The following is a 24,664-nucleotide window of genomic DNA, read 5'->3' as shown; positions in this document are numbered from 1 at the left end:
TTGGACGGGTACGATTTCATGGTTCGTCGCGCACGCGCACGATGCGCGTCGTATGGGTGAGCGGATCGCGCCAGACGAGCGTGGTACGGTCCACGACGGCGCGCTCGTGCTGCACGCGCCCATGGACCACAAAATAGCTCGTATTGACGTCGCATTGCGTCGAGTCGACGCTGGTCTGTCCGGCCCCCGCGCCTTGCAGCGCGAGCTGCACGTCGGCCAGGTTGTGGAAAAACACGGTCTGGCGGCGCGCCACGAACGCCTGCGCGCTGGAGAGGCTCATGCCTTGCACGATCGCCGCGATCACCTCGGCGCTGGCCGTGTTCATGTTCACGGGCGTCGTGGTGGGCAGGACCGTCACGAATGGGCGCAAGCGCGCGACGATGTCGGGCGTGAAGCCCGGCACGTCGAGCAGCGCATCGGTGCTCGTCATGAGCAGCGGCGCGACGGCGCTGTTGGAGTCGGCGTCGGACAGGCCGGGGTTGTCGGTGAAGTTCGCGCCGCCTCCGGCGCCGCCCGCGACTTGCTGCGCGTTCGAGGCCGCGCCGGTGCCGCCCGAAGCCGTGGCGCCGGTCTGAAAGCGCGTGATCGAGTGGGCGAGCCCCGCGCGCAGGTAGACGGCCGCATTCTTCGCGAGCTGGCCGTCGATGCCGAGTGTCTGCAAGAGGCGCGCGAACGCCTGGATTTGCGCGAGATTCAGCTGCATTGCGCCCGGCGCGGACGCCGAAACGAGATTGCGCAGATTGAAGCGCGCCTGAGCGTCTTCGATGGAACCGGAGAGCCAGGTGTCAGCGCCCTGTTCGGCGCGCACTTCGCCGATCTGGCCGAGGAAGTCGGAAAGACGCGTCTTCGCGACCGGCATGCCCCACGCGCCGCCCAGATAGGTCACGCCCGCCGAGGTGTCGCCCTCGGAGCGCAGCACGAGGCGCGTCCAGTCGAGCGCGGCGCGCGCGATCCACTGTCCCTGCGCGAGCAGCCGCTGATTTTCGATACGCCGCACCTGCACCTGCTGGCGCCACAACATGCCCGAGACGAGAATCGCGGCGAGCGCGACCACCAGCAACGCGCTGATGATCGCCGCGCCGCGCTGGCGACGGCGACACACGGTGGTACGAGCAGCGCTACGACTATGGAGGCGGGGAATTCGATGCTGTCGCACGCTCACTCCCCCACTAGAAAGACACGCGTGACCGGCCGAGCGAGCGCGCGCGCGGCGACGCTCACCTCGAGCCCGGTCACGGCGCGCGGCACGGGCGAGTTGCCGAGTTGGGGCACCTTCACGCTGCTGTTGTTGGTCGCGATCTGCGAGCGCACCTGGTTCATGTCCGAGGTCCAGCCCACCTTCTCCACGTAGAGCCGCGCGTCGATCGCGCCCACGCCCTGCATCATCGGCAAGGCGCTCCACGCATCGCTCTCGCCGCCACGCAGCGCGCGCCGCAAGTCGCCGAGGTTGGCGAGCGGCGGCGACGCGTAGCGCACGACACGCCCGTCGCTCACGCGGTAGCGCACCACCTGCAAACGCGGCGGCGCGCCAGGCGGCACCGCGAACGCGCGCACGATCTGCAGCGCGCCGCCGTCGACGGAGACCGCGGGCGCGCCCGCTTCGTCGTCGCTGACGGCGTGGCGCGCGTCGATGCGCATCTGGTCGAACATCTGCGCAAACACGCGTTCTTCGGCCATCGAATGCGTGAGGACGTCGCGGCCGCGCACGATCTGATCCAGGCCGCGCCAAGACAGGATCGCGACCACGGCGAGAATCGCGATGGCAACGAGCAGTTCGATCAGCGTAAAACCCGCGGTGCGGCGCGCGCGCAAAACGTTGCGCAATGCCGCGTACCCGGCGGGCGGCCCATGCCGCCGCCCGGGCGGAACGCGCTTTCGGCGCATCGCGCGATCACAGCGACCGGTTCGTCTCATTGCCGAGCACCGTGACGAGTTGCGCGAGAATGCCGTCGCGGCCAGGCGTCGTCACCGAGACCTCCACGCGGCGGAAAACGGGATTGGGCGTGGCCGTGACGTGCTGCGTGCAGGTCAGTTGCAGATTGCCTTGCGAGCAGTCGAAGCTGCGCTCGCCGACCTCGGGCCACGCATGCGCGAGACGCAGTTGCGCGAGCGCGTTGTCGGCGCTCCAGCCCGCGAGCAGGCGCTGGTGCAGATCGCTTTCGCTCGCCGCGAGGCTGCCCACGGCGCGCAGCGAAGCCGCAAGTGCGATCGCCACGATGGCGAGCGCGACCAGCACTTCGACCATGGTGAAGCCGCGCATCGCGGTGCGAGCATCGAGACGCGGAACAAAGCGGGCGGCCTTGTGCATCTCAGCGGACCTCATACCGGCCCGCGCCGGTACCGACGATGGTGGCGCGGCCCGCCGCCGAGAACAGCGTGATTTCGACGGGCTGCTCGACAGCCTCGGTGCCGAACACGAGGCGGTTTGCATGCAGGTCGTCGGCGCCGGAGTAGGTGATCGATACGCCCGTCACGCCGCCTTCCCACTTGCGCGGGCCGAGCAGGTCATCGCGCAGCGGACGCCAGCCGTCTTCGGTATGCACGTCGAAGCGAAATCCGCCCTCGACCGGCTGCCACGCGATGGGGCGCGCCCGCACCTGCGCCTCGTCGCCGGCGGATTCGAACAGCAGCGCGAGGCGCTGCGCCTCTTCGTTCAGATCGGTGCGCGGATTGCGCGTGAGCGAAAGCGACGCGAGCGACACCAGCAGCCCCGCGATCATCAGCACGACCAGCATCTCCAGCAGCGTGAAGCCCGCCGAGCGTGCGCGCGCCGCGTGCGCGGTGCGCATCGGCGTGCGGTCGCAACGGCGAAGGGGGCGGGAGTGCATGGAGATGAAGAAAGCGAAGCTGGAGATGAACGGGAAACTGGGCCGCGCGTTTGCATTCAGCCCCGACGAGCCCGGCGGACCCTGATGGACTCGTCTGGCTGCCTTTGTCGATTCGTTGCTCTATTGCCAGGACCCGACGTCGGCATCGTTGCCTTCGCCGCCGGGCTTGCCGTCGGAGCCATAGCTGAAGACGTCGATCTCGCCATGTACACCCGGGTTCAGATACTGGTACGGATTGCCCCACGGATCGTTGGGCAGGCGCTCGAGATAGCCGCCGTCCTTCCAGTTGTTCGGCACCGGGTCGGTGGTGGGCTTTTGCACCAGCGCCTGGAGGCCCTGGTCCTGGGTGGGATAGCGGCCATTGTCGAGCCGGTAGAGCTTCATCGCCTGCATGACCGTGCCGATGTCCTGGCGCGCGGCGACGCGGCGGGCTTCATCGGGACGGCTCATGATCTTGGGCACGATCAGCGCCGCGAGAATACCGAGGATCGCAATCACGACCATGATTTCGATCAGCGTGAAACCGCGCTGACGACGTGCGCGCCGACGCTCGATTTCGGCATGGCTGCGGGTCCAAATGGACATAAGTTACTTCCCTCCTGGCAAATGATCGCGAATGATCACAGGTGATCGTTGCGGCGCACCCCCGTGCGCCCTGTTTCGTTTTGCGCGCGAATCCGGCGAATCCGGTGTTCACGCGCACATGACGGGTCATTGTAATGTCACACGATGACGCCTTTGAGACCCGCACCCGCGGCTCCCCATATGCGCCATCAAAACGTTCACAATACTCCGTACAATGGAGCGCATGAACCCACTGCAAATCCGTCTTCTGTCACTCGCCGCGTTCGCGGTGTTCTGCGCCACGGCTGCGTGGTGGACGCTCGAAATCGCCGCGACGCGTGCCACTCCGGTGCAAGCCGCCGCCGCCCAGGCGCCCATTTCGGTCGCCGAGGCCGGCACGCTCTTTGGCGGCAAGCTCGAGCGCAACGTCATGCAGGACATCCACCTGTTCGGCATCCTCGCGCTCAAGCAGGGTGCGGCGGCCATCGTGAGCATCGGCGGCGACCCGGCCAAGGCCATCTCGCTCGGCGGCCCTATCGGCCCGGACGCGACGCTCGCCGAAGTGCGCGCCCGCTCGATCGTCGTCGACCGCCATGGCGTGCACTCCGAAGTCTTCCTGCCGGCCAACGCCGCCGGCCCCACCATCTACGTGCGCTAACCAGCTCTGCGCCGCGCTTTATTCCGCAAGCATTTCTGCCAGCGACCGCGCGGCTCGCCGCGCTTCTTACTGCGCCACTCACTGCACCAGATTGTTCAACTCGATGATCGGCAGCATCACCGCGAGCACGATCACCAGCACCACGCCCCCCATCGCCAGAATCAACAGCGGTTCGAGCAGGCTCGTGAGAAACATCGTGCGCCGCTCCAGTTCGCGCGCCTCGCCTTCGGCGGCGCGATCGAGCATGGTCGTGACGTCGCCGGTCGCCTCGCCCGAGCGGATCAAATGCACCAGCACGGGCGGAAACGTCTTCGTATTGCCCAGCGCGCGCGAGAGCGACGTGCCTTCGCGTACGCGCACGATGGCGTCGTCCACGTTCATGCGCATGGCCCGGTTCGAGAGCGTTTCGCCGGCCGCCTGCAGCGCGCGCAGGATCGGCACGCCCGCCGCGCTCAGAATGCCGAGCGTGCTCGCGAAGCGCACCGTGTTGTAGCCGCGCACGAGCTTGCCCGCGAGCGGCGCCGTGAGGAGCCACCGGTCGAACGCGAGACGCGGCCCGGGCCGGCGCAAGGTCCCACGCACGATCCACGCGACGATCGCCACCGCGATCAGCACCGCCCACCACCATTGCCGCACGAAACCCGAAAGCGCCATCATCACGATGGTCAGAAACGGCAACTGCTGCTTCGTACTGGCGAACACGTTCACGACCTGCGGCACCACATAGCTCAGCAAGAACGTGACGATGCCGAACGCGATGATCGTCACGATCGTCGGGTAGGTGAAGGCCAGCACGATCTTCTGCTTGAGCGCGTTGCGCTGCTCGATGTAGTCGGCGAGGCGTGACAGCACGATGCCGAGCTTGCCGGTGTGCTCGCCCGCCGCGACGAGCGCGCGGTAGATGTCGGGAAAGTCGCGCGGATGCTGCCCGAGCGCGTTGGCGAGCGAGTGGCCGCCCAGCACCTCGGCGCGAATCGCGGCCATCAGTTCGCGAATGTAGTCGCGCTCGGCTTGCTCGGTGAGCACCGCGAGCGCTTCGCCAAGCGGCAGCCCCGCCACCAAAAGGCTTGCGAGTTGGCGCGTGAGAATCGCCTGCTCGCGCTGCGAGAGACGCCGCCCGAGCGCGAGGCGCTGGGCCCGCGCGCCGCGCGTGCGGGTCGCCGCCGGCTCGACCACGAGCGGCGTGAGGCCCTGGCCGCGCAACTGCGCACGCGCGCTGCGCGCGCTGTCCGCGTCGAGCACGCCTTTTTGCGCCTTGCCCGCGGCGTCGATCGCTTCGAAACGGAATGCCGGCATCGTCTTCCTTGCCTTCGCCTGGCCGCTTTACGCGCCGCCCGTCACGCGCAGCACTTCCTCGAGCGAGGTCGTGCCCGCGTCGAGCCAGCGCTCGCCGTCGTCGCGCAGCGTGCGCATGCCCTGCGCGCGGCCTGCGGTGAAGATCTCGGCATCGGCGGCATTGCGGTGAATGAGGTTGCGGATCGGCTCGTCGATGGTGAGCAGCTCGTACACGCCGCGCCGGCCCGAGTAACCCGAATGGCCGCAGCGGTCGCAGCCGACCGGATGCCAGCGCTTGCGCCCATCGTCTTCGAGGCGTTCTTCCTTGCAGTGCGGGCACAGTTGCCGCACGAGACGCTGCGCGAGCACGCCGAGCAGCGAGGAAGCCAGCAGATAAGGCTCCACGCCCATGTCGGTCAGACGCGTGACCGCCGAGGCCGCGTCGTTGGTATGCAACGTGGCGAGCACGAGGTGGCCCGTGAGCGAAGCCTGCACGGCGATCTGCGCGGTTTCGAGGTCGCGGATTTCGCCGATCATGATGATGTCGGGGTCCTGACGCAGAATCGAGCGCAGCGCGCGCGCGAAAGTCATGCCGATGCGCTCGTTCACCTGGGTCTGGCCGATGCCCGCGAGGTCGTACTCGATCGGGTCCTCGACGGTCATGATGTTGGTCGTGGTGGTCTCGAGCCGCGACATCGACGCATAAAGCGTAGTGGTCTTGCCCGAGCCGGTTGGCCCCGTCACGAGCACGATGCCGTGCGGTTTGGCGATCAGCTGGTCGAACTGCTTGAGCGTGTCGGCGGCCATGCCGAGCGCCTCGAGATTCAGGCGCTGCGCGTCCTTTTCCAGCAGACGCAGCACCGCGCGTTCGCCATGGCCCGTGGGCAGCGTGGAAACGCGCACGTCCACGGGACGCCCGCCCACGCGCAGCGTGATGCGGCCGTCCTGCGGCAGGCGTTTTTCGGCGATGTCGAGCTGAGCCATGATCTTGATACGCGAAATCAGCGCACCGTGGAGCGCCTTCTTCGGCCGCACGACGTCGCGCAGCGTGCCGTCCACGCGAAAGCGCACCACCGAGGCATTCTCGAAAGGCTCGATATGAATGTCGGAGGCCTGCTCGCGCGCCGCCTGCGTGAGCAGCGCGTTGATCATGCGGATGATCGGCGCGTCGTCTTCGGATTCGAGCAGGTCCTCCACCTCGGGAATGTCCTGCATCAGGCGCGAGAGATCGACTTCGCCTTCCACTTCGCCCACCACCTGCGCCGCGCTGCCGTCCTGGCGCGCGTAGGCCTGGTTGATCGCCTGGGCGAGTTCGTCCGCGGGAATGCGCACGAGCGAAAACGCCCCGAAATTGCGCGCGATTTCGGCAATCGCGGCACCCGTGGTGCGCTCGCTGATCCACACCTCGAGCCCGTCGGCGTGCTGCTGCGCGACGAGGATCTGGCCGCTGCGCGCGAAGCCGTACGGCACGAGCCGCGCGGCAACGGGCGAGGGCGCCTCGCGCGGCGTGGCGCCATCGCGCGCGGCGGCCGGGGACGGGCGGGCCGGATCGGTCATGCTCAAGGCTGCACCCTCTGGCCAGTGAGCGGCTGTTGCACCGGCGACGATTGCGGCGGCGCGTATTGGGGCGACACGGCTTGCGACGGAGCGCCTTGCTGCTGATACGCCGGCTGCATCTGCGTGGCGTTAGCGGGGGCGGCGGCGGGCGCGGACGCCGTGCCCGTTGCCTGATCGCGCCGCATCTTGTCGAGATCGAACAGGTTCAGCGCTGATCCGCCTTCGTTCGGGCCAAGCGGCATCGGCGGCACCACCGGGTCGTCCCGGTCCTTGATCAGGTTGTTATCGGACCGGTACGCGCCCGTCACGCCCTGAATGTAGTCGTAGCGGTTCGACGAGACCGCCTGCGCCGTATTGCGATCATTGATGATCACCGGGCGCAGGAACACCATCAGGTTGGTTTTCTGGCGCGTCTTGTTTTCCGAGCGGAACAGCTGGCCGATCCACGGGATGTCGCCAAGCAGCGGCACCTTGCTGTTGCTGACCTGGTAGTTATCCTGCATCAGGCCGCCTAGCACGATGATCTCGCCGTTGTCGGCGAGCACGGTCGACTGGATCGAACGCTTGGTGAAGTTCGGGCCGGCCGGATTGGTCGTCGCGTTGGTCGTGCCGGTCACGATTGCCGAATCTTCGGTGTAGAGCTGCAGCTTGAGGATGCCGCCGTCGGTGATCTGCGGCTTGATATGCAGCGTCAGGCCAACGTCGACGCGATCGTAGGTGTTGAACGCCGAACTCGTCGACCCGCTCGTGAGGTTCGAATACGTGCCGGTCTGGATCGGCACGTTCGTGCCGACGACGATCTTCGCTTCCTGATTGTCGAGCGTGATGAGGTTAGGCGTGGACAGCACGTTGGCGTCGCTCGTCTGCGAGAGTGCCTGCAGCAACGCGCCGAGCCCCTGCACACCGAAGATATTGTGGATCCAGCCCACGTTCAGGCCCTGCTGGATGGCCGAGCCGGTCACGAGGCCCGAGAGGCCGCCGGTGGCGGCGCTGGCCGCCGCCGCCGCCGTCAGGTTGATGATGCTGTTGCCGGAGCCGGTCGCGAGGTTGGTTCCGGCCACCACGTTGCTATTGCCGATCTGCCACTGGATACCGAGGTTGGCGTTGGTGTTCGAATTGAGCTCGACGATCAGCGCTTCGATGTAGACCTGCGCGCGCCGCGCATCGAGCTGGTCGATCACGGTGCGCAGATTGCGGTACACCGGATCCGACGCCGTGATGATCAACGAGTTGGTTGCCGCATCGGCCTGGATCATGCCGCCGGGCTGATTCTCGTCGCCCTTGTCCTTGTCGCCGCCGAAGAACTGCGAATCGGCGTTGCTGCCGCCGGACGCGCCGCCAGTCAGCGAATTGCCCGACGACATGCCGCTGCCTCCGCCGAGCGAACTGGGCAGCGGCGGGGTGCCGGAAAGCCCGGTCGAGGTGTTGCCGTAGCCGCCGCCACCGCCACCGCTGCCGCCGGAGTTCTGGTTGAACGAATTCGCGCTATTGCCCGACGACGATTCGTTCCCGCCTTTGCCCAGCATCCCGCGCAGGGTCTTGGCAAGCTGCACCGCGTCGGCGTTGCGCAGCGGAACGACGTGCATATTGCCCGGCATGCTCGTGGGCGCGTCGAGCTGCTTCGCCAGTTGCGCGGCCGCGGTCAGACGCTGCGCGTTCGAGGCGCGCAGCATCAGCGAGTTGGTGCGCGGGTCGGCCACGACCGAAACCTTCAGCGACGGATCCGAGGCGCCGATCGAGCCCGGATCGAGCATCTTCGAAATTTGCGGCGCGATGTCGAGCGCGTTGGCATTGCGCAGCGGCACCACCTGCACCTGCTGGCCCGCGGCCGTGTCCACGCCGGCGATGATCGAGGCGATGCGGCGCACGTTGTCCGCATAGTCGGTCACGACAAGCGAGTTGTTGCCCGGATACGCGGCGATGGTGTTGTTCGGCGAAATAAGCGGGCGCAGCACAGGCAGCAGATTGTTCGCCGACTCGTGCTTCAGCGTGAACACCTGCGTGACCACCTGGTCGCCGCGCGCCGCGGGCGTGTTGCCCACGTAGGTCGGCACGCCCTGGAGCTTGGCGTCGGCCTCGGGCACGACCTTGAGGACGCCATGGTCCTGCACGAGCGCGAAGCCCTGCATGCGCAGCGCCGATTGCAGCGTCTTGAGCGCCTGATCCTCGGGCACCGGGTTCTCGGATACGAGATTGAGCTGGCCCTTCACGCGCGGATCGACAATGATCGTTTTGCCGGTGGCCGCGCCGATGGCCTTCGCCACCTGATCGATGTCGGCGTTGACGAAGTTAAGCGTGACCTGGGCGTGCGCGAGTTGCGCCGCCATCAGCCCGCTTACGAGCAGCGCCCTGGCGACGCGGCGCAAAGCCATACGATTTCTTCTCATGGGTATCATTTCGAGGCCAGGGAGGGACGCCGCCGGCCGGTCGTACTTATCGTGCTCAACGTGCTTGCTATGGCCGCCGCATGATTTCAGGCCGGGCAGCCTGGCGACTGCGGCGGCCCCGCCGACGCTCCTCAACCCGGCAATCGACGGCCAGCAAAAAGTGCAACAGTAGCAGCTTTTCGTGTCGAATTTGTCACAAAGAGATTGCGTCTGGGGATTTACTCTAACTTCCGCCGGCATGGGGAAACATTCTGAAAGGATTGGAAGCCATTCCGGGAAGGAAATCGCGCCACCGCACGACAGGGATCCTCGCCTTTCGCCTCGCTCCCGGCCGATGTGCTATCCGGTTGTATTGACGCGACTTCGTCCGCCGGTATGATACGGGCGATCCACGGCGCACCCTACCCGGAGCAGGCAACGCAAGCCCGGGTTTCCCCCACATAGGGCAAGACAGGCCTGCGCTCCGGCTTTCCGCAACGTCTCTCGACCTTCCCATGAAAAAGGTTGTATCCGCCACGACCGTCGCTGTCCTGATGCTCGCCGCGTTCGCGAGCACGCCGGCGCGCGCGGACTGTTTCGACGAGGCGGCCCGCTACCAGAAGGTCAATCCGCTCATTCTGCGCGCCATCGCCTGGCAGGAATCGCACAACACGCCTGATGCATTGCACAGGAATACGAATGGTTCGGTGGACTATGGTGTGATGCAGATCAACTCGATTCATCTGCCCACGCTTGCGCAATACGGCATTTCGTCCAGCACGCTCATGCAGCCGTGCAAAAACGTCTATATCGCCGCCTGGCATTTGCGCCAAAAGATGAACAAATACGGCAACACCTGGGCTGCCGTGGGCGCCTACCACTCCGAAACGCCGGCGTTGCGCGACCGGTATGCACAGCAGATCGCGGCTATCTTGCGCAAATGGAAACTGATGCCCTGAGCGGCACGCCTGGCGCCACGCTGAGCGGCACAGTTCCGGCCGCCCTGCCGGCGCGGGGCTAGCACGCGCACTGTCAGCGCAGCGCGCGCGCATGGTGCAAAATGCAGGCTTGCGCCGCGCGGCCGCGCGCGGCCCGATTCCCGCCTTTCTTTATCTCACATCGCAATGAATCAGCAGCCACTGCCCGTCACCGTGCTCTCCGGGTTTCTGGGCGCGGGCAAGACCACGTTGCTCAACCACGTCCTCGCGAACCGCGCCGGCCTGCGCGTGGCCGTGATCGTCAACGACCTCGCCGCCGTCAACATCGACGCGTCGCTCGTGCGCGACGCCGCCGCGCTCTCGCATGTCGAGGAGCGGCTCGTCGAACTGTCCAACGGCTGCATTTGCTGCACGCTGCGCGACGACCTGCTCGCCGAAATCCGGCGGCTCGCCGACCCCGCGCAGGCCGGCCAGCGGTTCGACGCCATCCTGATCGAGTCGACCGGCATCGCCGAGCCCATGCCCATCGCCGAAACCTTCACCTTCGCCGATGAAGACGGCACGACGCTCGCCGACATCGCGCGGCTCGACACGATGGTGACGGTCGTGGACGCCTTCAACTTCCTGCGCGACTATGCGAGCGCCGATCCGCTCGCCGAGCGCGGCGTGGCGGCGAGCGACACCGACGACCGCACGATCGTCGAATTGCTGATCGAGCAGGTGGAATTCTGCGACGTGCTCGTGCTCAACAAGGCCGACCTCGTGAGCGCCGACGAACTCGCGCGCCTGCAGCACATACTCGCGCGCATCAATCCGCGCGCGGTGCAGGTGGTGAGCCGCCACGGCCAGGTGCCGCTTGCCGAGGTGCTCAATACGGGCCGCTTCGACTTCGACGCAGCCGCGAGCGCGCCGGGCTGGCTAACCTCGCTGCATGAGCACGATCACGACCATGACGACGGCGGCGCATCCCACCACGCCCACAGCGAAGCCGATGAATACGGCATCGGCAACTTCGTCTATCGGGCGCGCAAGCCGTTCCATCCCGAGCGTCTGTGGGCGCTGCTCAACCAGGAGTGGAAGGGCGTGCTGCGCTCGAAGGGCTTCTTCTGGCTCGCGACGCGCAACGACGTGGCGGGCTCGCTGTCGCAGGCAGGCGGCGTCTGCCGCCATGGTCCGGCCGGCACCTGGTGGGCGGCGCAGCCGCGCGAGGACTGGCCACAGGACGCCGAGCTCGAAAAGGAAATCGCGGCCGACTGGTTCGGCGACGCGAACGACGCGCGCATCGGCGACCGGCGCCAGGAGCTGGTGATGATCGGCGTCGATATCGACCGCGATGCGTGGCAGGCAACGCTCGACGCATGCCTTCTGACAGACGCGGAATATGCCGCGGGCCCCGACGCCTGGCAGGCGTACGCCGATCCGTTCCCGTCGTGGGAATTCGACGATGATGACGATCACGACCACGACGGCGAGGGAGAAATCGTCCACCGCCACGACTGAGCGCGCCGGGTTTGCGCACCCGGCGGACGAAAAAAAACCCGCCAGGGGCGGGTGTCAACTTAAAGCGGCAATGTCTTAGCGCTTGTTGACGGCGTCCTTGAACGCCTTGCCAGCCGTGAACTTGACGGTCTTGGCTGCGGGAATCTTGATAGTTTCGCCGGTCTTCGGGTTGCGGCCGGTACGTGCCGCGCGCTTGCCCGAACCGAAGCTGCCGAAGCCGATCAACTGAACCGCGTCACCCTTCGACACAGCCTTCTTGACCACTTCGAGGAGCGTATCCAGCGTTTCGCCGGTTTGTGCCTTGCTAGCGCCCGTCTGTGCTGCGACGGCGTCGATCAGTTCCTGTTTATTCATTGAGAAGTTCCTTTCTGTGTTTAGGTTGACACGAACAGCGCGAACGCGCCGATTATACGGTCGCGTGCCGCGCCGTCGAGCAGCTACGGAGCCGGAGCACCCCGGCATGATTTCGTTGCGACGGCCATGCAGGCCCGCGACGTCCGCGCTGCCGCTTCCCTGGGCGGCGCTTGCTATGATAGCGCAGCGCAAACCCAATAACGACAAGGGTTTCGAAGATTTAGAGGGGTTTGCGCGGGGTTTTGCGTGACTGCCTGCTTTTTTGACGTCCGCCGCATGCAAAAAATGGCACTGCGACGGCGCAGCACCAGCAAATTTGACGCTTCCGGCGTTGCGCCGCGCCAACGCTTTGTGCCCGCAAACCCAATGCCCACGGGCCTTTGCTGGCGCACCCCGCGCTTCGAGACCCGCCGTTTCCCGCCAACGCGAAAGCCATGACCGCCACACTGATCCCCGCCACGCTCGCGTTTCGCGAAGACGGCAAGCCGTATTCGCCACGCTTCGACGACGTCTATCACAGCACTTTTGGCGCCTTCGAGCAGGCCGATTATGTGTTTTTGCGCGGCAACGACCTGCCCGGGCGCTGGCAGAGCAAGCGCATTTTCACCGTGCTCGAGACGGGTTTCGGCATGGGCGTGAACTTTCTCGCAACCTGGGCAGCGTGGCGCAACGCGCCCGCGCGCTGCGAGCGTCTGCATTTCGTGTCGGTGGAGAAGCATCCGTTTTCGCGCGACGATCTGCGCGCGGCGCTCGACGCGGTGGTTGCGCACGCACCCCACGCTTCCCAGGTTACGGGTACCTCGATCGCGCGCCTCGCGCACGAACTCGTCGATGCCTGGCCGATGCTTGTACCCGGCACACACCGGATCGAATTCGAAGGCGGACGCGTCACGCTCACGCTGGTATTCGGCGACGCACTCGAGACGCTTCCCAAAATGTGGCTGCGCGCGGACGCCATCTATCTAGACGGCTTTGCCCCCGCGAAAAATCCCGAACTCTGGTCGCCGGCGATCTTCAAGGCACTCGCGCGCGTGGCCGGCGAAGAGGCGACCTTCGCAACATGGAGCAGCGCCGGCGACGTCAAGCGCGCGCTCGAACAAAACGGCTTCGAATATCGCAAGACCGCCGGCTTCGGAACCAAGTGGACGATGCTGGTTGGCCGCTTCGCGCCACGCTGGCGCGTGCGGCGTTACGAACCGCCGCTGCCGCTGCAACTCGCCGACCGGCACGCGGTGGTGATCGGCGCCGGGCTTGCGGGCAGCGCGCTAGTCGAGCGACTCGCGGCGCGCGGCTGGCATGTCACGCTGATCGAGCGGCACGCAGCGCCTGCCCGCGAGGCCTCGGGCAACCCGGCCGGCGTGTTTCATCCGCTCGTTTCGCGCGACGACAGCAGCGCGTCACGCATCACGCGCGCAGGGTTTCTCTACGCATTGCGGCGCTGGGCCGCGCTCGACGCCGCTGCGCAAGCGTGCGGGCAGGGCGCATTCGAGGCGCCGGTGCGCTCGCACGCAGGACTCCTGCATCTTGCCGCGGACGACGAATCGCAGGCCGTGGCCGCGGCGCTCGCATCGTTTGGCTATCCCGAGGAATTCGTGCGTGGCGTCGACCGCGCAGAGGCCGAGTCGATTGCCGGCGTCGCGCTAGCGCAGGGCGGCTGGTTCTATCCGCGCGGCGGCGCGATCGACCCGGCTTCGCTGTGCCGAGCGCAGCTTGCTGCCGCAAGCGCCTTCCCGAATGCGCGAGTCGATCTGCGTTACGGCGTGCAAGTCGCGCGCATCGCACGCGCCGGCGACACCTGGCAAGTCTTCGATGAAAGCGGCTCGCTCGTCGCGCAAGCCGGCGGGGTGATCTTCGCAAACGCGCACGATGCCGCGCGCGCTGCGGCGCTCGACTTCGCTCCCACACGCAGCGTGCGCGGCCAGCTCACGCTGCTCGACGCAAGCCCGCTCTCGGGCTTGCGCGTGCCCGTGATCGGCGACGGCTACGCGGTGCCGCTGCCAGGCGGCGTAACGCTCACCGGCGCCACCTACGAAGTCGACGACACCGACACGGCGCTGCGCGAAGCCGGCCACATCGAAAATATGGAGCGCGTCGCACGCATGCTGCCGGGCCTGCAAGCCACCGCGGCTGAAGCCATGGCCGCCTCGGCCCAGGATTCTTCGCATCAACGGGTCTGGCGAGGCCGCGTGGCTTTGCGCTGCGTCACGAGCGACCGCCTGCCCATGCTGGGCCCGCTCGGCGACGAAGCTGCGGCACGCCGCGACGCACAGCGGCTTTCCGGCGCATGGCCGCTCGACTTGCCGCGCGCGCCAGGTCTTTATGGCGCGTTCGCGTTCGGTTCGCGCGGGCTCGTCTGGGCCGCGCTAGGCGCCGAGCTCATCGCCTCGCAGCTCGAAGGCGAACCGTGGCCAATCGAGCGGGAGCTTGCCGAGCAGGTCGATCCCGCACGCTTTCTCCAGCGCGCCCTGCGCCAGCGCAGCCTCTAGCCTCGCGCCAATAACCTGACCAATACGGTTATTCACCCAGACCTGTGGATAAGTGCGCGAATTGTAGGTAAATCCAGTGTGGACGCGATGTGGACGTAAACGGGGTAACCCGGCAGCCCTCGTTCATGGCCCAAAAGTTACTCTTCGATACCCGAGCGCATCTCACACACTTCGCGCGTGGTTGTCCGAGCGCCAAGCCGATGATTCACATAGGTATACAGGGGTTATCCACAGCAAAGTCACGCCTTTGTTAACTTCTACTACGTATACATACGGTAAACCGTAAACCCAAAGCCATCGCCATCGGTCTGGAACACGCCCAACGTGCTACCGCGCTGTTCTGAACGGCCTTGCCGCCGCACTGGCCAAACGGTCATTTTTTCCTTATTGTCGATAAAGTCAGCCGAAAACGGACGCATTTACCGGCTTCCCCAAGCTTTGCCGGCAAAGCGGGACAACTGCAAAAAAGCTATGGCACAATCGCCGTTCTTTTCCGCGTCATGCGCCGCTACAGACGGCCGACGCGTCCAAGGAACGGATGGCGCATGTCCTGAATCTGATTGCTCAGGAAGGTCGGCAGCGTTCGTTCACCCATTGCGGGCGCTGACACTCCACACAGGACGCGCCCGTGCCGGCTGTTCGCCGCCTGTGCGGCGCCGGCGCAGAGCTTTCCCGCTGTTGTCCGTCGTGTCTGGCTGCCACCCTCATCAGGTTGCGAGCCTGCGCGCCTCGTCTGTCAGCGCATGCGGCTTGACCGTGTGCCGGGCGCGAAGTGTCAGGTGTTTGGCGCCGCGCCCGGTCCGATCCCATGCAAGATGTTCTGCCAAGGAGAAGCCACTACGATGAAGTCGGCGTTTTCGTTCTTTCCCGCCTGGCCGTTGCAGCCAGACGGCATATTCTGGGCAGGGCTTGCGCTGCTCGCCGCCGGCCTTGTCGGCGAGCTGTGTTATCGCGCCTGGCGGCTGCCGCGCATTTCGAGCTACGCCGTCATCGGGCTGATTGCCGGTTCGGCCGGCTTCGGCGTGATCGGCGGCAATGCGGCCGATGCCTCGCGGCCGCTGCTCGATGTCGCGCTCGGCCTGTTGTTGTTCGAGCTCGGCAGCCGGCTCGACTTGCGCTGGATCCGCCGCAATCCCTGGATCATTCTCTCGAGCCTCGCCGAAGCCACGCTGACCTTCGTGCTCGTGCTCGTCGTGCTGCTATTTCTTTCTGTGCCGGCGATCGTCGCCATCGTCGTGGCATCGATTGCCATGGCGACTTCGCCCGCGATGGTGATCCAGCTCAAGACCGAGTTGCGCGCCGAAGGCCAGGTCACGCAGCGCCTGCTCACGCTCACGGCGCTCAACAGCATGTATGCGGTCGTGATCGAAAAGCTCGCTTCGGGTTGGCTGCACCAGGAAATTTACGGCAACGTTTTTGCCACCGTCCTTCAGCCGCTCTATTTGCTGGTGGGCTCGATCATCGTCGCCTGGGTGCTTGCGCACGCCTGCATGATGTTCTACCGCCGCCTGAGCCCGCAGGACGAGCATTCGTTCGTCGCGCTGTTCGGCCTCGTGCTGCTCGCGATTGCCGTGGCGCATCTGCTCAAGCTCTCGACCATTCTGAGCCTGCTGGCTGCCGGCATCATCGTGAAGAATCTCGAGGTGCGGCCGCAGTTGTGGCCGCAGCATTTCGGCACGGCCGGCTGGCTGCTCACGGTGATCCTCTTCGTGCTCACGCTAACCACTTTCGAATGGCATTACATTCTCGTCGGCGGCGTGGCTGCGGCTGGGCTCATCATCGCGCGGCTCGTGGCGAAACTCGTCGGCGTGCTGATCTTCGCGAAGCCGAGCGGGCTCGAATGGAAGCAGGGCGTCGCGCTCGGTCTTGCGCTGACGCCCATGTCCGCTCTCGCTCTCGTGCTTGTGGAGGACACCTACGATCTTTATCCGTCGTTCGATCCGCGCCTGCGCGCGATCATGATGTGCGCGATCGTGGTGCTGCAATTGCTCGGGCCGTGGCTCGTTTACCGCGCGCTCGCGCTTGTCGGCGAGCGCGGCGAAGAATGAATGCGGCGGCCTCGGCCGCCAGGAAACACCGCCCGCCGCGTCATGCGCCGACTCGATCGGCAGCCATACCCGGCGCGGCCGAAAGAGGGGATGTCATGTCACTGGAAACTTTTGTCGATTCGAAGCCGTTCACGTTCGGCGTAGAACTCGAAATGCAGGTCGTCAACACGCACGACTACGATCTGACCAAGGCGGGCAGCGATCTCATGCGCCTCATCAAGGATCAGGAGATTCCGGGCAACATTACGCCCGAGATCACCGAAAGCATGATCGAACTCTCCACCGGCATCTGCACGCATCACGAGCAGGCCGTGGCGGACCTGCGCAAGATTCGCGACGTACTGGTTACGGCCGCCGACCGCCTGAACGTGGGCCTGTGCGGCGGCGGTACGCATGCGTTTCAGCAGTGGAGCGACCGGCGCATCGTCGATACGCCGCGCTTTCAGTATCTTTCGGAGCTGTACGGCTATCTCGCGAAGCAGTTCACGGTGTTCGGCCAGCACGTGCATATCGGCTGTCCGGACGCCGATAGCGCACTGTTCCTGCTGCACTCGCTCTCGCGCTTCATTCCGCATTTCATTGCGCTCTCGGCATCGTCGCCGTATGTGCAGGGCGTCGACACCGGATTTCATTCGGCACGGCTGAATTCCGTGTTCGCGTTTCCGCTCTCGGGCCGCGCGCCGTTCATGCTCAGTTGGGAGGAGTTCAAGGAGTATTTCTCGAAGATGGTGCACACGGGCGTCGTCAACAGCATGAAAGACTTCTACTGGGACATCCGCCCGAAACCCGGCTTCGGCACGATCGAGGTGCGCGTCATGGACACGCCGCTCTCGGTCGAGCGCGCGGCGGCGATTGCCTGCTATATCCAGACGCTCGCGCGCCATCTGCTGACCGACCGGCCGATCCAGCCGCGCGAAGACGACTACCTCGTCTACACCTTCAACCGCTTCCAGGCGTGCCGTTTTGGCCTCGCCGGGACTTGCGTCAATCCGCAGACGGGCGAGCGCCGCACCATCTCCGAAGACATTCTGGCCACGCTCGACAAGATTGCGCCGCATGGCGAAGCGCTCGGCTCCACGCGCGCGCTCGCCGAAATCGGCACGATTGCGCGCGCCCAGACCAACGATGCGACTTGGCTGCGCGGCGTGGTCGCCGAGGAAAAGTCGCTGCACGAGGCAGTGCGGCAGCAATGTTTGCGCTGGCGCGCATGAGCGCGCGTGCCGTCCAGGCAACGTCGGACCCCTAAAAAGCAGGAGAAAGAGGGCAGCTAGCGAGCTGCCTTCGCGTTTTTGGGCACCCGCGATACGTTGCGCTGAGTGAAAAAAAGATTTTTTTGTCCCAGGTAAGATACCAAGGGGTTCTTATTTTTTTGATGCTCGCGCAAACGGAGTTAATCGTTGCTGGCGAGGTACCCCATTCCCGGCGAGAAAGCGCCAAAATGCCTGAAAACTCAAGGGCCTGCGCACACGCAGAGCAGGTAGACTCCGCTTGCGGTGTCGGAAAAAATCAGGGATAACCAGGTATCGGCAGCGCCCGGAGTTGGGCCACATCAAGCATCGATGCACAGACAATGGCGTACTTACTAACCGGTTATCCACAATTCGCGTTGGATAAGTTAGCTGTGCGATTCTCCACTCTCGCATAGAATGTCGGTTTGCTGCGCAGGCGCGAGGTTGGGAAGGGCGCTTCGGACCTGCGAGGCGAGAGATGGAATGACTGTGTGCGGCGGGCGTTTTTGCGCCAGCGAAGCAGGATTTTTTTGAGATGGTGTGGTCGATCTCCAGGAGGATTCCTAGAGGTCGGGCGCGAACTTTCCCACAAGGTCGCCAGTTTGTGCGGCGGCTGACGATGCAGCGCAAGCTGCCAAATAACCAGCGAAAGACTATGAGCGAAGGCGTATACGGAGAGCAGGCAGCCGGGCGGGTGACCCATAGCCTGCTGCGACTGAGCACGGCAATGCGGAGCCAGGCGTGGGACTGGGCCGAAGGGGCGGGACTTACGCCGACCCAGGGTGAAATTCTCGTGCTGCTGATGCAGCGCAAGGGGCCGATGCGCCTCGGCGAGATCGCCCGCGAGACGGCACTGACTGCCGCCACGACCAGCGATGCGGTAAGCACGCTTGAAACCAAGGGTCTCGTCGAAAAGCGCCGCGCGCTCGACGACGGCCGCGCGCTTGCGGTGCGTCTCACCGCGCGTGGCCGCACGGCCGCGAAGAAGGCCGCGCAATGGCCTGACTTCCTCTCGAAGGCCGTCGGCACGCTGCGCGCCGACGAGCAGGCGGCGGTCTACCGCACACTGCTCAAGACGGTCTACGTGCTGGAGTCGCAGGAAGCCATGCCGCAGCACCGCATGTGTCTGACCTGCGCGCACTTCGAGCCGAGCAAGAACCCGAAGAAGACGCCGCATCATTGCGGGCTGCTCAACATCGACATGTCCGACACCGACGTGCGTCTCGATTGCTCGGTGTACGCGGAAGCCGACGCGACAACGCAGAAAAAGAACTGGAAGATCTTCGCGGCGTAATGGTGCGGGGTTCCGCGGACCGTGCGGCGTCACGTGACGTCGCAGGGTTCTGCGGCTGCACTTCGGCAGAAGTCGCCAGAAGTATCCGGTTCGACCGTGCGCGCGGTCGTCTTCGCGTTTGATCGTTGCACGCAGGTGCGTGCTCTAGCGTGTGCTTATCGTGCGATGGCGGCATGCATGCCGCTCGCGCGAGGTGTTGCATTGTGTAGCAGACCCCAAGGATTTGCCGATGAATCGCGAAGTATTGGCCATCCGCCACGTATATTTCGAGGACCTCGGCAGCTTCGAGCGGGTGCTCGGCGATCGTGGCCGTCCGGTGCGTTATGTCGACGTGGGCTTTGCGCGCGTTGGCGCGCTCAATCCCATGTCGGCTTCGCTGATGGTGATCCTCGGCGGCCCCATCAATGCCTGCGACGACGCTCGCTATCCCACTCTCGCGCCCATCGCCGGACTGATCGAAAAGCGCATTACTGCGGGTTTGCCCACGCTCGGCATTTGCCTCGGGGCCCAGCTCATCGCGCGCGTGCTCGGCGCGCGCGTCTACGGGTCCGGTCATCAGGAAATCGGCTGGACGCCGCTCACGCTCACCGACGCGGGTCGCGCCTCGCCGCTGCGGCATGTCGATGGCGCTGTCACGTCGATGCTGCACTGGCATGGCGATACGTTTGATCTGCCGCAAGGCGCGACGCGTCTCGCCTCCACGCCGCTGTGCGAAAACCAGGCGTTTTCGTGGGGCTCGCATGTGCTCGGCCTGCAATGCCATCCCGAAGTGCGCGCCGACCGGTTCGAGCCCTGGCTGATCGGCAATGCCGCCGAGATCGATGCGGCGGGCATCGACGTCAATCTGCTGCGCGCGCAGACCGCGCAACACGGCCCGACGCTCGAGGCGCAGGCGAGCCGCATGTTCGGCGAATGGCTCGACGCCGCCGATCACGCGAGCATCAACGCACCCGCGAAGCAGCCCTGAGGCGCCGTCAGCGCCTGTCAGAGGCGCGTGCTATTCTCGAACGCTCCCACCACCGTTCGCACTCCTCCCATGAGCAAGCTCTTCACTCCGCTCGAACTGCGTGACGTGACGCTCGCCAATCGCATTGTCGTGTCGCCGATGTGTCAATACTCGGCCGTGCGAGGCGAGGCCACCGACTGGCACATGATCCACCTTGGCCATCTCGCGCTTTCGGGTGCGGCGATGCTGTGTATCGAAGCGACGGCCGTAGAGCCGGACGGCCGCATCACGCCAGCCGATCTCGGCCTCTGGGACGACGTGACCGAAGCCGCGCTCGAACCGGTGATTGCCGCCATCCGCCGCTATTCGCCGATTCGCATCGCCATGCAAATTTCGCACGCGGGGCGCAAGGCATCGAGCCGTGTGCCCTGGGAAGGCGGTCAGCTGATTTCCGTAGCCGATGGCGGATGGTTGCCGCACGCGCCTTCCGATCTGCCGCACAAGGACGGTGAAACGCCCCCGCTCGCGCTCGATACGGCAGGACTGAACCGGGTGCGCAATGCGTTTGCGGCGACGGCGCGGCGTGCAGCGCGGCTTGGCATCGACGCGCTCGAAGTTCACGCGGCGCATGGCTATCTGCTCCATCAATTTATCTCGCCGATCGCCAACCAGCGCAGCGACGAATACGGCGGATCGCGCGAAAACCGCATGCGCTTTCCGCTCGAAGTGTTCGACGCGGTGCGCGCGGAGTTTCCCGACGATCGCCCGGTTGGCGTGCGGGTGTCGGCGACCGACTGGGTCGACGGCGGCTGGACGCCCGAGGACACGGTCGTGTTCGCGCAGGCGCTCAAGGCGCGTGGTGCGGACTGGATCGACGTATCGTCGGGCGGTGTCTCACCGTTGCAGAAGATTCCACTCGAGCCCGGATATCAGGTGCCGTTCGCGCGCAAGGTCAAGCAGGAAACCGGCGTGAACACGATCGCGGTGGGACTCATCACCGACGCGCTGCAGGCCAATCAAGTTCTCGAAGCGGGCGACGCCGACATGATCGCGATGGCGCGCGCGATGCTCTACGATCCGCGCTGGCCATGGCACGCCGCCGCGCAACTCGGCGCGAGCGTGAACGCGCCGCCGCAGTACTGGCGCTCGCAGCCTCGCGAGCACAAGACGCTCTTCGGCGAGACGACGCTCGGTCAACGTTGAATGCGCGGCGCCGAATGCTGCACCGGCAAGCGCCACGCGAGTTGAACGAACGAGGCGCGAACGTGTACGATGCCGGTTGCAGCGCGCCTATAGGGTCTTCAGGGTTTCAGGGCCTTTCGAATGAACGCGTGCTCACGAGCGCGGCGCCGACAAGGCGCCGCGTTTGCGTGGCATGACTACACAAGGATTCTTCAATGAGTGTACGCAGGATCGTCGTGCGCCAATCGGGCGTGCACGGCAAGGGCGTATTTGCGGCCAGTGCAATCGAGGCCGGCGAACGGCTGATCGAATACAAGGGCGAACGCATCTCGTGGAAGGAAGCATTGCGGCGTCATCCGCATAATCCCGACGAACCGAATCACACCTTCTATTTCGCGCTCGACGACGGCGACGTGATCGACGGCAAGGTCAAAGGCAACAGCGCGCGCTGGATCAATCATTCGTGCGCGCCGAACTGCGAAGCCGAGGAGATCGACGGTCACGTCTACATTCATGCGCTGCGCGATATCGCCGAGGGTGAGGAGCTTTTCTACGATTACGGTCTCGTGATTGACGAGAAGCAGACCAAGAAGCTCAAGCGCGAATACGAATGCCGCTGCGGGGCGCGCAAGTGCCGTGGCACGATGCTCGCGCCGCCCGAAGAGAAGGGCGGCAAGTCGAAGAAGGGCAAGAAAAAGAAGTGAACGTGCCGGCACGGCTGGGCCGTGCACGCGTGCATCGTCATGAACTGCCGATGTGAATATGGGCCGCGGATGCGGCCCATATCTTTTCTGGAGTCGGTTGTTCCGAGTCGGTCAGCGGCTGGCGTCCGGTGCGCCGGCTTCGCTTGCTTCGGCGTGTGCCGCAGCGGCTGAGTCTTTGATGCGTTTCGCTTCCTTGCCGTCGTCGGCATCGGATGCAGGACGGCTCGCGAGCGGCACGCGCACGATAAAACGCGCACCGCCTTCCGGCGCGTCCTCGTAGTGCACGCTGCCGCGATGCAGCGTCATGATGTCGTGCACGATCGCGAGGCCAAGACCCGCGCCGCTGTCCACGCCGCTTTCGGTTTGCCCGTCGCCGCGGAAAAAGCGCTTGAAGAGATCGGCTTGCTGCGTGTGCGGCACACCGCGGCCGTTGTCCTCGACCACGATCTCGGCCATCGGCATGCCATCGGCTAGCGTCTGCGCAACCGTTACGGTAATGCGTCCGCCGTCGGGGCGCGCGGGCGGCAGATACTTCAGCGCATTGTCGAGCAGATTGGCGATCACTTCGTGCAGCAGCACGGGGTTGCCGCGCGCCATCAGCGGCGTGTCGTTTTCCGGATCGTCGAGACGCTGGAAGCCGAGGTCGACCTGGCTCGCGAGCGCACGCGGCACCCACTCGGCGCCGGTTTCGAAGGCCAGCGCCGCCATGTCGATGTCCACGAAGCGCGCGGCCTGTTCGCCTGGTTCCGCGCGCGCGAGCGAGAGCAACTGGTTGGAGAGCCGCACTGCGCGGTCGGCGGCGGCGCGCAACTCGCGCACCGCGTCGCTGACCTTTTGCGGTTCGCGTGCGTTCACGGCTTGCTCGGCATGCAGCTTCACGGCCGTGAGCGGCGTGCGCAACTGATGCGCGGCGTCGGCGATGAATTTACGCTGGGCGTCGAGCGCGGTCTTCAAGCGCCCGAGCAGCGCGTTGAGCGCGCCTGTGAGCGGACGAATCTCGACCGGCACGAAGGTTTCGTCGACGGGCTCGAGCGAGGTGTGCGTCTGGCGATTGAGCGAGTCGGCGAGATCGGTGAGCGGGTTGAGCTGCTGGTTTACCACGCGCCACACGATCGCCCAGCCGGCGAGCAGCAGCAGCAGCAGCGGCATCATGATCGCCACGAGGAATTCGGCCGCGATGCGAAAGCGGTGATGCACGGGCTGGCCCACTTCCACGACGATGGGATTGCCTTTGGCTTGCGGCACGCGCACCTGAGCGACGCGCACGCTCACGCCCTTGTAAAGGGTCTCGAACACATACGCAAAGTGCATGCGACGCACGTTGGTGCCTTGCAGCGGCAGGTCGTGGTCGCCGGCGATTTCGGTTTCACCGTCGCTGATGCGGTAGATGAGATGCTCGACAGGGTCGGAGAACATCGCCTGGGCAAGCGGCGGCACGGTAACGGGCGCTTCGGGGCCGGCGATCTGGATCTGCCTCGAAATGGCGGTGGCAAGGTCGGCAAGCGAGCGATCGACCACGTGCTGCGTGTATTGCCACGCGAGCCAGTAGGCAATCAGGCCGCTCATCAGAGCGAGCAGCGATAGTGGGGCGGCGAGGCGCCGCAATAGCGTGCGCCGCAGGCTCGTTGCGGCCGGTAGGGACATGGACAGTTCGGGCGATGAAGGGTTACGCGCGCATCAGGTTCGAGACGTGAGCGCCGCATGGACTGGAGCCCATTTTACGCGGGTGAGCGGGCCTGAGGCAGACACGGGCCAAAGACGGGGGCGGAGTGAAGGCGGTGCCGCGCTTTCCGGTGAGCGGGCTTGAAGCGCAAGCGAAGGAGGGATGACGGCGCATGAGGGCATGCGCCGCCAATCGAGTGCCAGATGGCTCGCCGGGGCCTCAGGCGGCCTGGCGGATTTCCTGCAGCAGGTAACCGAAGCCGCGCACCGTGACGATTTCGACACGGCAGCTCTCGAGCTTTTTGCGCACGCGGTGCACGTAGACTTCAATCGCGGTGTCGCCGAGGTCGCCGCCGAAGTGCGTGAGGTGATCCTGCAGTTGCGCCTTGCTCACGACGCGGCCATGACGCAGCAGCAGCATTTCGAGCACGGCAAACTCGCGCGGCGAAAGCTCGAGCGGCTTGTCGTCGTTGAAGATGCGGCGGTCGACGCCCGACAGACGCACGCCGCCGAGCGAGACTTCGGGGCGCGGCACGTCGCCGTGCGGGCCGCTGCGGCGCATCACGGCGCGAATGCGGGCTTCGAGCTCGGCCGGTTCGAACGGCTTGAGCATGTAGTCGTCGGCGCCCGAATTGAGGCCTTGCACGCGGTCGTTCAACTCGTCGCGTGCAGTGAGGATGATGACCGGCGTGTGCCGGTTGCTCTGACGAAAGCGCGAGAGCAGCGTCATGCCGTCGATGCCCGGCAGGCCGAGGTCGAGAATCACGAGCTCGTGACGATTTTGCGTGAGTGCCTGTTCGGCGAAGATGCCGTCGTGGACCATGTCGACCGTGAAGCCGGCTTGTTCGAGGCTAGACTGGATACCGCGTGCGATAGGGCGGTCGTCTTCGATCAGAAGGAGTCGCATGGGATTCGCTCAAATACAATGGGTTTAGCACTTACGCACGCAGTTCGCGTTTCGACTTCTGGCGCAACTGCTCGCCTTCGAGCGGCGACGAACTCGCGTTGTCGTTGGGCAGGAAGCACGTTCCAGACCGTATGCGCTGCTGATTGTACAGCGTCAGAACGTCTTC

Annotated in this window: 21 protein-coding genes; 10 read left to right on the top strand and 11 right to left on the bottom strand. The window is 65.4% G+C overall.

Going from position 1 to position 24,664, the window contains the following annotated elements; genetic code table 11:
- Positions 1–16 precede the first annotated feature (16 nt).
- The 5 genes from gspK to gspG all read right to left on the bottom strand — a co-directional run bounded on the left by gspK (position 17) and on the right by gspG (position 3,413).
- The gene (gene gspK, locus NH14_RS07865; protein ID WP_035523242.1) at positions 17–1,102 is read right to left on the bottom strand and encodes a type II secretion system minor pseudopilin GspK; all 1,086 of its coding nucleotides are present in this window, start codon (positions 1,100–1,102) and stop codon (positions 17–19) included.
- Positions 1,103–1,158: 56 nt separating this feature from the next.
- A complete protein-coding gene (locus tag NH14_RS07860) occupies positions 1,159–1,914 on the bottom strand; it encodes a PulJ/GspJ family protein (RefSeq protein ID WP_084225161.1) in 756 nt (251 codons plus the stop codon).
- Positions 1,892–2,308 (bottom strand): type II secretion system minor pseudopilin GspI, encoded by a 417-nt coding sequence (gspI, locus tag NH14_RS07855; RefSeq protein WP_035523241.1) that lies wholly within the window; start codon positions 2,306–2,308, stop codon positions 1,892–1,894. The genes NH14_RS07860 and gspI overlap by 23 nt, the downstream gene beginning before the upstream one ends.
- A 1-nt stretch (position 2,309) precedes the next feature.
- On the bottom strand, positions 2,310–2,828 hold the full coding sequence (locus NH14_RS07850) for a GspH/FimT family pseudopilin (RefSeq protein ID WP_084225159.1): 519 nt from the start codon (positions 2,826–2,828) through the stop codon (positions 2,310–2,312).
- A gap of 120 nt (positions 2,829–2,948) precedes the next feature.
- Complete coding sequence (gene gspG, locus NH14_RS07845) at positions 2,949–3,413, bottom strand: type II secretion system major pseudopilin GspG (protein WP_035523236.1); 465 nt, start codon at positions 3,411–3,413, stop codon at positions 2,949–2,951.
- Between the two features lie 223 nt (positions 3,414–3,636).
- Here gspG and NH14_RS07840 point away from each other — a divergent pair, with 223 nt between their 5' ends.
- Positions 3,637–4,050 (top strand): hypothetical protein, encoded by a 414-nt coding sequence (locus NH14_RS07840; protein ID WP_035523907.1) that lies wholly within the window; start codon positions 3,637–3,639, stop codon positions 4,048–4,050.
- Positions 4,051–4,128: 78 nt separating this feature from the next.
- Here the strand turns inward: NH14_RS07840 and gspF are convergent, their stop codons facing one another.
- From gspF to gspD, 3 genes are read right to left on the bottom strand one after another with little or no spacing between them, the layout of a single operon-like run.
- Positions 4,129–5,346 carry a type II secretion system inner membrane protein GspF gene (gene gspF, locus NH14_RS07835; protein ID WP_035523234.1) on the bottom strand — a complete coding sequence of 406 codons (1,218 nt, stop codon included), beginning with the start codon at positions 5,344–5,346 and terminating at the stop codon, positions 4,129–4,131.
- Positions 5,347–5,373: 27 nt separating this feature from the next.
- A complete protein-coding gene (gene gspE / locus NH14_RS07830) occupies positions 5,374–6,882 on the bottom strand; it encodes a type II secretion system ATPase GspE (protein ID WP_035523231.1) in 1,509 nt (502 codons plus the stop codon).
- Positions 6,883–6,884: 2 nt separating this feature from the next.
- Entirely contained in the window at positions 6,885–9,254 is a 2,370-nt protein-coding gene (gspD, locus tag NH14_RS07825; RefSeq protein ID WP_035523229.1) for a type II secretion system secretin GspD, read from the bottom strand.
- Positions 9,255–9,802: 548 nt separating this feature from the next.
- Here gspD and NH14_RS07820 point away from each other — a divergent pair.
- Together NH14_RS07820 and NH14_RS07815 are read left to right on the top strand one after the other, a co-directional pair.
- Positions 9,803–10,207, top strand: coding sequence for a lytic transglycosylase domain-containing protein (locus NH14_RS07820; RefSeq protein ID WP_237179589.1), 405 nt, complete (start codon positions 9,803–9,805; stop codon positions 10,205–10,207).
- A gap of 165 nt (positions 10,208–10,372) precedes the next feature.
- On the top strand, positions 10,373–11,686 hold the full coding sequence (locus NH14_RS07815; RefSeq protein WP_035523223.1) for a GTP-binding protein: 1,314 nt from the start codon (positions 10,373–10,375) through the stop codon (positions 11,684–11,686).
- A gap of 75 nt (positions 11,687–11,761) precedes the next feature.
- Here the strand turns inward: NH14_RS07815 and NH14_RS07810 are convergent, their stop codons facing one another.
- Positions 11,762–12,040 (bottom strand): HU family DNA-binding protein, encoded by a 279-nt coding sequence (locus tag NH14_RS07810; RefSeq protein ID WP_027815965.1) that lies wholly within the window; start codon positions 12,038–12,040, stop codon positions 11,762–11,764.
- 434 nt (positions 12,041–12,474) lie between these two features.
- On the opposite strand from NH14_RS07810, the gene mnmC reads away from it, so the two are divergent.
- From mnmC to NH14_RS07775, 7 genes are all read left to right on the top strand, one after another.
- The gene (mnmC, locus tag NH14_RS07805) at positions 12,475–14,526 is read left to right on the top strand and encodes a bifunctional tRNA (5-methylaminomethyl-2-thiouridine)(34)-methyltransferase MnmC2/FAD-dependent 5-carboxymethylaminomethyl-2-thiouridine(34) oxidoreductase MnmC1 (RefSeq protein WP_035523221.1); all 2,052 of its coding nucleotides are present in this window, start codon (positions 12,475–12,477) and stop codon (positions 14,524–14,526) included.
- 842 nt (positions 14,527–15,368) lie between these two features.
- On the top strand, positions 15,369–16,574 hold the full coding sequence (locus NH14_RS07800; RefSeq protein ID WP_035523218.1) for a cation:proton antiporter: 1,206 nt from the start codon (positions 15,369–15,371) through the stop codon (positions 16,572–16,574).
- 95 nt (positions 16,575–16,669) lie between these two features.
- Complete coding sequence (locus NH14_RS07795; RefSeq protein ID WP_035523215.1) at positions 16,670–17,785, top strand: YbdK family carboxylate-amine ligase; 1,116 nt, start codon at positions 16,670–16,672, stop codon at positions 17,783–17,785.
- A gap of 673 nt (positions 17,786–18,458) precedes the next feature.
- Positions 18,459–19,097 (top strand): MarR family winged helix-turn-helix transcriptional regulator, encoded by a 639-nt coding sequence (locus tag NH14_RS07790; RefSeq protein WP_035523212.1) that lies wholly within the window; start codon positions 18,459–18,461, stop codon positions 19,095–19,097.
- A gap of 229 nt (positions 19,098–19,326) precedes the next feature.
- Positions 19,327–20,064 (top strand): glutamine amidotransferase, encoded by a 738-nt coding sequence (locus tag NH14_RS07785; RefSeq protein WP_035523210.1) that lies wholly within the window; start codon positions 19,327–19,329, stop codon positions 20,062–20,064.
- A 69-nt stretch (positions 20,065–20,133) separates the two neighbouring features.
- Positions 20,134–21,246: an NADH:flavin oxidoreductase/NADH oxidase gene (locus NH14_RS07780; protein WP_035523208.1), complete on the top strand. Its 1,113-nt coding sequence runs from the start codon at positions 20,134–20,136 to the stop codon at positions 21,244–21,246.
- 194 nt (positions 21,247–21,440) lie between these two features.
- Entirely contained in the window at positions 21,441–21,929 is a 489-nt protein-coding gene (locus NH14_RS07775) for an SET domain-containing protein (protein ID WP_035523207.1), read from the top strand.
- A gap of 111 nt (positions 21,930–22,040) precedes the next feature.
- On the opposite strand, the gene NH14_RS07770 is transcribed toward NH14_RS07775, so the two are convergent.
- A complete protein-coding gene (locus NH14_RS07770; protein ID WP_052147859.1) occupies positions 22,041–23,573 on the bottom strand; it encodes a sensor histidine kinase in 1,533 nt (510 codons plus the stop codon).
- 238 nt (positions 23,574–23,811) lie between these two features.
- The gene (locus tag NH14_RS07765; protein ID WP_035523205.1) at positions 23,812–24,498 is read right to left on the bottom strand and encodes a response regulator; all 687 of its coding nucleotides are present in this window, start codon (positions 24,496–24,498) and stop codon (positions 23,812–23,814) included.
- Positions 24,499–24,664 lie beyond the last annotated feature (166 nt).

Source organism: Paraburkholderia sacchari, assembly GCF_000785435.2.
In the GTDB taxonomy this organism is placed as follows: Bacteria; Pseudomonadota; Gammaproteobacteria; order Burkholderiales; family Burkholderiaceae; genus Paraburkholderia; species Paraburkholderia sacchari.
Note: the sequence above shows the minus strand (reverse complement) of the source record. Positions and strands in the feature narration are given on the sequence as shown.

Bases quoted from the DNA above. Each gene is read 5' to 3' on its own strand.
- NH14_RS07860 (WP_084225161.1), bottom strand. From the start codon at position 1,914: ATGAGACGAACCGGTCGCTGTGATCGCGCGATGCGCCGAAAGCGCGTT.
- gspI (WP_035523241.1), bottom strand. From the start codon at position 2,308: ATGCACAAGGCCGCCCGCTTTGTTCCGCGTCTCGATGCTCGCACCGCG.
- NH14_RS07850 (WP_084225159.1), bottom strand. From the start codon at position 2,828: ATGCACTCCCGCCCCCTTCGCCGTTGCGACCGCACGCCGATGCGCACC.
- gspG (WP_035523236.1), bottom strand. From the start codon at position 3,413: ATGTCCATTTGGACCCGCAGCCATGCCGAAATCGAGCGTCGGCGCGCA.
- NH14_RS07840 (WP_035523907.1), top strand. From the start codon at position 3,637: ATGAACCCACTGCAAATCCGTCTTCTGTCACTCGCCGCGTTCGCGGTG.
- gspF (WP_035523234.1), bottom strand. From the start codon at position 5,346: ATGCCGGCATTCCGTTTCGAAGCGATCGACGCCGCGGGCAAGGCGCAA.
- gspE (WP_035523231.1), bottom strand. From the start codon at position 6,882: ATGACCGATCCGGCCCGCCCGTCCCCGGCCGCCGCGCGCGATGGCGCC.
- gspD (WP_035523229.1), bottom strand. From the start codon at position 9,254: ATGGCTTTGCGCCGCGTCGCCAGGGCGCTGCTCGTAAGCGGGCTGATG.
- NH14_RS07820 (WP_237179589.1), top strand. From the start codon at position 9,803: ATGCTCGCCGCGTTCGCGAGCACGCCGGCGCGCGCGGACTGTTTCGAC.
- NH14_RS07815 (WP_035523223.1), top strand. From the start codon at position 10,373: ATGAATCAGCAGCCACTGCCCGTCACCGTGCTCTCCGGGTTTCTGGGC.
- NH14_RS07810 (WP_027815965.1), bottom strand. From the start codon at position 12,040: ATGAATAAACAGGAACTGATCGACGCCGTCGCAGCACAGACGGGCGCT.
- mnmC (WP_035523221.1), top strand. From the start codon at position 12,475: ATGACCGCCACACTGATCCCCGCCACGCTCGCGTTTCGCGAAGACGGC.
- NH14_RS07800 (WP_035523218.1), top strand. From the start codon at position 15,369: ATGAAGTCGGCGTTTTCGTTCTTTCCCGCCTGGCCGTTGCAGCCAGAC.
- NH14_RS07795 (WP_035523215.1), top strand. From the start codon at position 16,670: ATGTCACTGGAAACTTTTGTCGATTCGAAGCCGTTCACGTTCGGCGTA.
- NH14_RS07790 (WP_035523212.1), top strand. From the start codon at position 18,459: ATGAGCGAAGGCGTATACGGAGAGCAGGCAGCCGGGCGGGTGACCCAT.
- NH14_RS07785 (WP_035523210.1), top strand. From the start codon at position 19,327: ATGAATCGCGAAGTATTGGCCATCCGCCACGTATATTTCGAGGACCTC.
- NH14_RS07780 (WP_035523208.1), top strand. From the start codon at position 20,134: ATGAGCAAGCTCTTCACTCCGCTCGAACTGCGTGACGTGACGCTCGCC.
- NH14_RS07775 (WP_035523207.1), top strand. From the start codon at position 21,441: ATGAGTGTACGCAGGATCGTCGTGCGCCAATCGGGCGTGCACGGCAAG.
- NH14_RS07770 (WP_052147859.1), bottom strand. From the start codon at position 23,573: ATGTCCCTACCGGCCGCAACGAGCCTGCGGCGCACGCTATTGCGGCGC.
- NH14_RS07765 (WP_035523205.1), bottom strand. From the start codon at position 24,498: ATGCGACTCCTTCTGATCGAAGACGACCGCCCTATCGCACGCGGTATC.